Source organism: Sinomonas sp. G460-2 (assembly GCF_047759905.1).
In the GTDB taxonomy this organism is placed as follows: Bacteria; Actinomycetota; Actinomycetes; order Actinomycetales; family Micrococcaceae; genus Sinomonas.
Genome location: NZ_JBKZWT010000222.1, coordinates 1 through 6093, shown reverse-complemented (window position 1 = coordinate 6093; position 6093 = coordinate 1). Strand labels below are relative to the sequence as shown.

Here is a 6093-nt window from a genome sequence, read left to right as displayed (position 1 = left end):
ATCCCCCGTGCTCGGCGGCGGGCGTCCCGTCGGCACGTTCACGGCCCTTGACGCCGCGTTCCCCGAATCCTGAGCCTGGCCCGAACCACCACTCGTCACGCTGCCCGAACCGCACGAAAGGCCCTCACCATGACTGTTCCCGCCGGAACACTCGCGCCCGCAGGCGCGTTCCGCCTCGACCACGATCTCCTCGGCGACCGCGAAATCCCTGCGGAGGCATATTGGGGCGTGCACACACTCCGCGCCGTGGAGAACTTCCCCATCACGGGCCGGCCGCTCTCCACGAACCCGCACCTGGTGCGGGGCCTCGCCGCGGTCAAGCTCGCGGCCGCCCGCGCGAACCAGGAGCTCGGCCTGCTCGACGGCGAGCGCGGAGCCGCGATCGAGGGAGCGTGCCTCGAGATCCTCGAGGGGAGGCTCGCGGAGCAGTTCGTGGTCGACGTCATCCAGGGCGGGGCCGGAACGTCCTCGAACATGAACGCGAACGAGGTCATCGCGAACCGTGCCCTCGAGCTCCTCGGGCGCGAGAAGGGCGAGTACGCGGCGCTCCACCCGAACGACCACGTCAACCTGAGCCAGTCGACGAACGACGTCTACCCGACCGCGGTGCGCGTCGCGACCGTCTTCGGGATCGAAGGCCTGCTCGACGCGCTCACGGTGCTCGAGAACGCGTTCGCGGAGAAGGCCACGGAGTTCCGGACGGTCGTCAAGATGGGGCGCACGCAGCTGCAGGACGCCGTGCCCATGACGCTCGGCCAGGAGTTCGGGACGTACGCCGTGACCATCGGCGAGGACCGCGAGCGGCTGCGCGAGGCCTCCCGCCTCGTGCACGAGATCAACCTCGGCGCGACCGCGATCGGCACGGGCCTCAACGCGCCCGCGGGCTACACGGAGGCGGCCTGCCGCCACCTCGGCCAGGCCACGGGCCTCCCGCTCGTGACGGCGCCCGATCTCATCGAGGCCACCCAGGACATGGGCGCCTTCGTGCACCTCTCCGGCGTGCTCAAGCGCGTCGCAGTCAAGCTGTCCAAGATCTGCAACGATCTCCGACTGCTCTCCTCGGGTCCCCGCGCGGGCCTCGGAGAGATCAACCTGCCCGCCGTCCAGTCGGGTTCCTCCATCATGCCCGGCAAGATCAACCCGGTGATCCCGGAAGTGGTCAGCCAGGTCGCCTACGAGGTGATCGGCAACGACGTGACCATCACGATGGCCGCCGAGGCCGGTCAGCTCCAGCTCAACGCGTTCGAGCCGATCATCGTGCACAGCCTCCACAAGAGCATCACGCACCTCGAGGCTGCATGCCGCACGCTCACCGAACGCTGCGTGCGCGGCATTACCGCCAACGCAGGGCGTCTGCGCGCGAGCGTCGAGCACTCGATCGGCCTGGTCACGGCCCTCAACCCCTACCTCGGGTACGCGGCCGCGACGTCGATCGCCCAAGAGGCGCTCGCGAGCGGGCGCGGCGTGGCCGAGCTCGTGCTCGAGCGCGGGCTGCTCACCGCCGAGCGGCTCGAGGAGTTGCTCCGCCCGGAGCGGCTCGCGAACCTCACGAGCTAGGCGCCGTCCTCCTTCGCACCCTTCTGACAGATTCCCCCACCGAAAGGACTCGAATGTCCTCGCTTGACCCTGCCCGGACAACGGGCGAGACCCAGATTCCGGACCACCTCGAAGACCACGGCCACGCCCATTCGACCGACCATGTGCTGCACGCCGAAGACGCCGGGTATCACAAGGGCCTCAAGGCGCGGCAGATCCAGATGATCGCGATCGGCGGTGCGATCGGCACGGGCCTGTTCCTCGGTGCTGGCGGCCGCCTCGCGGCCGCGGGGCCCTCCCTCGTGCTCGCGTACGCGATCTGCGGCGCGTTCGTCTTCCTCATCCTGCGCGCGCTCGGGGAGCTCGTGCTCCACCGGCCGTCCTCGGGCTCGTTCGTCTCCTACGCCCGCGAGTTCTTCGGCGAGAAGGCCGCGTTCGTCTCCGGCTGGTTCTACTGGATCAACTGGGCCATGACCACAATCGTCGACACCACCGCGGCGGCCCTGTACATGAACTTCTTCGGCAAGTACGTCCCCTGGATCGCCGCCGTCCCGCAGTGGGCCTGGGCCCTCATCGCCCTCGTGCTGGTGCTCACGCTCAACCTCGTCTCCGTCAAGGTCTTCGGCGAGATGGAGTTCTGGTTCGCCCTCATCAAGGTCGCAGCGCTCCTCGCCTTCCTCGTCATCGGCATCTACTTCGTCATCTTCGGCACGCCCACGGGCTCACCGACCGGCTTCTCCCTCATCACCGATCACGGCGGCATCTTCCCGCTCGGCATTGCCCCGATGATCCTGCTCATGCAGGGCGTCGTCTTCGCTTACGCCTCAGTGGAACTCGTGGGCACGGCCGCGGGCGAGACCGAGAACCCGGCCAAGATCATGCCCAAGGCCATCAACTCGGTGGTGCTCCGCATCGCCGTCTTCTACGTGGGTTCCGTGATCCTGCTGTCCCTCCTCCTGCCTTACACGGACTACCAGAAGGGCGTGAGCCCGTTCGTGACGTTCTTCGGGCACATCGGCGTCAACGGGGTCGACGTCATCATGAACCTCGTGGTGCTTACCGCGTCCCTCTCGTCGCTCAACGCGGGCCTGTACTCCACGGGACGAATTCTGCGCTCGATGGCCGCCGCCGGCTCGGCGCCGAAGTTCGCCCTCCGCATGAACAAGGCCGGGGTGCCCTACGGCGGCATCGCGATCACCGCCGTCGTTTCCCTCCTCGGGGTGCCGCTGAACTACCTCGTCCCGAGCGACGCGTTCGAGATCGTGCTCAACGTCGCCTCCGTCGGGATCATCACCACGTGGGCCGCGATCGTGCTGTGCCAGATCCAGCTCCAGCGGTGGGCCAAGAAGGGGTGGACCCAGCGTCCCTCGTTCCGGATGCCCGGAGCCCCCTACACGGGGTACATCACGCTAGTGTTCTTGGCCGTCGTCCTCGTGCTCGTGCTCGCCGACTCGCCGTGGACGCTCCTCGCGACAGGCGTCGCGATCGTGCTCATGGTCGTCGGCTGGTACGCGTGCCGCGACCGGATCCGCGAGATCGCCGCAGCCCGCGAGGGCTTCACCGGCACGGCGCCCGTCGTGGCGAACCGACCCTCGAGCCGGCGGTAGCTCTGCCGGCGCTAGCACTGCCGGCAGTGATCCTGCCGGCGGTGACCCTGCTGCACAGCTAGTCATCCGAACGACACAGCACAGCCACAGCAAGTCCGTGAGAGCCTAGATACATGGATCAGCAGTGGACCCCGCCCGAGGCCCCGACGGGGGCGGCGCTCCCTGCGCCGCCCGCTCGGGGCCTCGTGCGCACGCCGGGCGCTGACACCCAGCGGGGGCTCCTCCACCGCGGGAACGGCCTGCTCCGCACCGCGTGGGGCAGGCCGATCGTTCGGCAGCTCACGAGGTTCACGGGCGTCGGGATCGTGTGCACTCTCACGTCCCTCGCCCTGTATGCGCTGTGCCGGCCGTGGCTCGGTCCGCAGCTCGCCAATGCGATCGCGCTCATCGCGACGTCGGTCATGAACACGTCGCTCAACCGCCGCTTCACGTTCCACATCAGGGAGCGGCGTGGCCTCGCGCAGGACCACTTCAACGGGCTCGTCGCGATGGGCGTCGCGCTCCTGCTCACGAGCGGGAGCCTCTGGGTGCTCCTGTGGGTGAATCCACTCGCGGGCGTCGCCGTCGAGCTCTGGACCACGACGGTCGCGGGATGGGTCGCGACCGCGGTCCGCTTCTCGCTCTTGCGGCACTGGATCTTCCGCCGCGCCCGCAACGCCTGACACGCCGTTCAACCCCGAGGGGCGCTCACGGCGCGCCGTCCCACCATGCGAGTTGCCGGGGAAGAAGGCGCCGCCGTCCCAGTGACCGTCAGGATCCTGAAGCGTGAGGAGCCGTGCACCGTTGCCCTCCGCCGCGACGCGGCGGCGGGGTCGCATCCCAGCCGGAGGGCAGCCCCGAGGAGGTCGCGCCCGACCTGCCAGCGCAGCGCGGGATCGGATTCGAGGAGCCATTCGGAGAGGAAGCCAGCACCGATCACGGCCATAGGCTACCCCCGGCGTCCCACTCGCCCGCAAGGAGCGCGTCCGCATGCGCACCCCAAAAATGTCGGACCTTCCGCGGAGACTCAGGTCATGGTTATCGGGGGGCGTGATCCGCAGACAGGCTGGCCGGCCGACCCGCTCGGCGCGGACGGCTGGGACTTCCGCGCGGATCCGCGCGCCCGCACTGCCGAGCCGCCTACGGTTGATCCGGCGCTGTTCGAATCGTTCGAGGATGACGACGACGAGGCCGACGCCGCTTGGGAGGCGGCCCTTGCGCCGTCGGGCATCATGGCCCGAGCGCGGGCGCAGCGAGCCGACGAACTGGTGGCGGAACTTACGCTGATCGATGCCGAGCAGGCCAGGCTTGAGGCTCGGAAGGCCATAGTTCTCGCCGCCCTCTCTGCCGCCGTCGGCGGATCGTCGGAGAACCCCGTTGACAGACTGGACGCACCCGACATCGCCGCGTCCGAGCTCGCCGCAGCGCTCCGGATCTCCCAGAGAACAGCCTCCGCCGCAGTCGCCGAAGCCCTGATTGTCACTGACAAGGCATGGAAGCCGGTCCTCGAAGCCATGGCGGCCGGTAATCTCCCACGCCGCCGGGCCAACGTGATCCTCGATGCCGCTGCGCCCGTTCCTCCCGAGCGCCTCGAAGCATTCGCCGCGGAAGCGGTCGGTATCGCGAACCCTCCCGATCCGGATCAGACCCTGAGTCAGGGCACGCTGAAGCGTCACCTGCGTCGCCTGGCGGAGAAGTACGCGTGCGAGCCGCTATCGGTACGGAAGGAGCGAGTATCCGCCCATCGTCGCGTCGATCTCGAACCAGCGCAGGACGGCATGTGCTGGCTCTCGGCCTATCTGCCCCTCGAGGTGGGTGCAGCAATCGATACCCGACTTGAGGCCATTTCCCGCTCGCTCCAAAGCCCCGAAGAACACCGCACGATCAACCAGCTGCGCGCTGACGTCCTCGCAGACCTCCTCGGCAGCGACGCGTCTGCCACCGCCGGAATCGGGTCCATCGAGGCCGTCACGACGGGAGATGCTCTTCCGTCGCCCGGACCGCGCGGCGGAGTGCGCACCGAGCTCATCGTGACCGTTCCTGCGCGGACGCTCTCCGGTGACTCTGACTCGCCCGGCGAGATCGTGGGCTATGGGGCCATTGATGCGAGCGCCGCGAGGATTCTCGCCTCCGAGGCGGCAACGTGGACGCGACTCTTCGTCGATCCCGAAGACGGCGTCCCGCTTGCTCTTGGGAGGCGCCGGTACACGCCGACGCTCGCGATGCGGCGTTTCCTCGGGGCCCGAGACAGGACGTGCCGGTTCCCCGGCTGCGACAAGCCGGCGGCGGCAGCCGAGGCCGATCACACGCGCGAGTGGGCTGAGGGCGGCACTACTGAAGCCGACAATCTAGCGCTCCTGTGCGCTCAGCACCACCGGCTCAAAACCGTGGGGCACTGGGACGTGCGGCATGTCCGCTCGAGTGCGCCGCCTGGGGGCCCGGTGCCACCCGGGACCCTCGAATGGAAAGCACCTTCAGGTCGCAGATACCTCACGTACCCGGAAGGAGATCCGGCGCCGCCGTTCTGAGCGCCGACTGGTCCAACGCAACCGGCCCAACACAACCGGCCCGACGCCGGACCAGCTCTATTTGCGGGCAACGCCGACGACGGCGGCGTACGAGTCTGCGAGAGCCAGCGCGGCTTCCTCAAGCTCGTCGGCGGCGATCGTCGTGGGCAGCGTGAAGCGCACGGCCGTGAGCGCCGTCTCGGGATCGAGGCCGAGCGCGAGCAGCACGTGCGAGGGGTCGCTCGAGCCCGCGGCGCACGCCGATCCCGAGGAGCACACCACCCCACGCCGCTCGAGCTCGAGCAGCACCGATTCTCCGCTCACGCGAGGGAAGCAGAAGGACGCACTCCCCGGCAGGCGCTCCTCGGGGTGTCCCGTGACGAGCGCGTCGGGAACGAGCTCGAGGACGCGCGCCACGAAGTCGCGCCGGAGCACGGCGAGGCGAGGCGCCGCCGTCGTCCGTT

At 69.0% G+C, this 6093-nt stretch carries 6 protein-coding genes; 4 read left to right on the top strand and 2 right to left on the bottom strand.

All coding sequences use genetic code 11. The annotated features are described in order from the left end of the window. Positions 1 to 129 precede the first annotated feature (129 nt). The 3 genes from ACLN58_RS16445 (at position 130) to ACLN58_RS16435 (ending at position 3805) form a co-directional block, all read left to right on the top strand. The gene (locus tag ACLN58_RS16445; RefSeq protein WP_415856329.1) at positions 130 to 1557 is read left to right on the top strand and encodes an aspartate ammonia-lyase; all 1428 of its coding nucleotides are present in this window, start codon (positions 130 to 132) and stop codon (positions 1555 to 1557) included. A 53-nt stretch (positions 1558 to 1610) separates the two neighbouring features. Further along, positions 1611 to 3143 (top strand): amino acid permease, encoded by a 1533-nt coding sequence (locus ACLN58_RS16440; protein ID WP_415856328.1) that lies wholly within the window; start codon positions 1611 to 1613, stop codon positions 3141 to 3143. Positions 3144 to 3256: 113 nt separating this feature from the next. Further along, positions 3257 to 3805, top strand: coding sequence for a GtrA family protein (locus ACLN58_RS16435; protein ID WP_415856327.1), 549 nt, complete (start codon positions 3257 to 3259; stop codon positions 3803 to 3805). An 8-nt stretch (positions 3806 to 3813) separates the two neighbouring features. Here ACLN58_RS16435 and ACLN58_RS16430 read toward each other — a convergent pair whose 3' ends face one another. Further along, positions 3814 to 4062 carry a hypothetical protein gene (locus tag ACLN58_RS16430; RefSeq protein ID WP_415856326.1) on the bottom strand — a complete coding sequence of 83 codons (249 nt, stop codon included), beginning with the start codon at positions 4060 to 4062 and terminating at the stop codon, positions 3814 to 3816. Positions 4063 to 4156: 94 nt separating this feature from the next. Between ACLN58_RS16430 and ACLN58_RS16425 the strand changes: the two genes are divergently transcribed. Beyond that, positions 4157 to 5650 carry a DUF222 domain-containing protein gene (locus ACLN58_RS16425; RefSeq protein ID WP_415856325.1) on the top strand — a complete coding sequence of 498 codons (1494 nt, stop codon included), beginning with the start codon at positions 4157 to 4159 and terminating at the stop codon, positions 5648 to 5650. 57 nt (positions 5651 to 5707) lie between these two features. Here ACLN58_RS16425 and ACLN58_RS16420 read toward each other — a convergent pair. Further along, positions 5708 to 6093, bottom strand: a 386-nt coding sequence (locus tag ACLN58_RS16420; protein ID WP_415856324.1) for an aminotransferase class V-fold PLP-dependent enzyme, incomplete at its 5' end; no start/stop codon positions are given.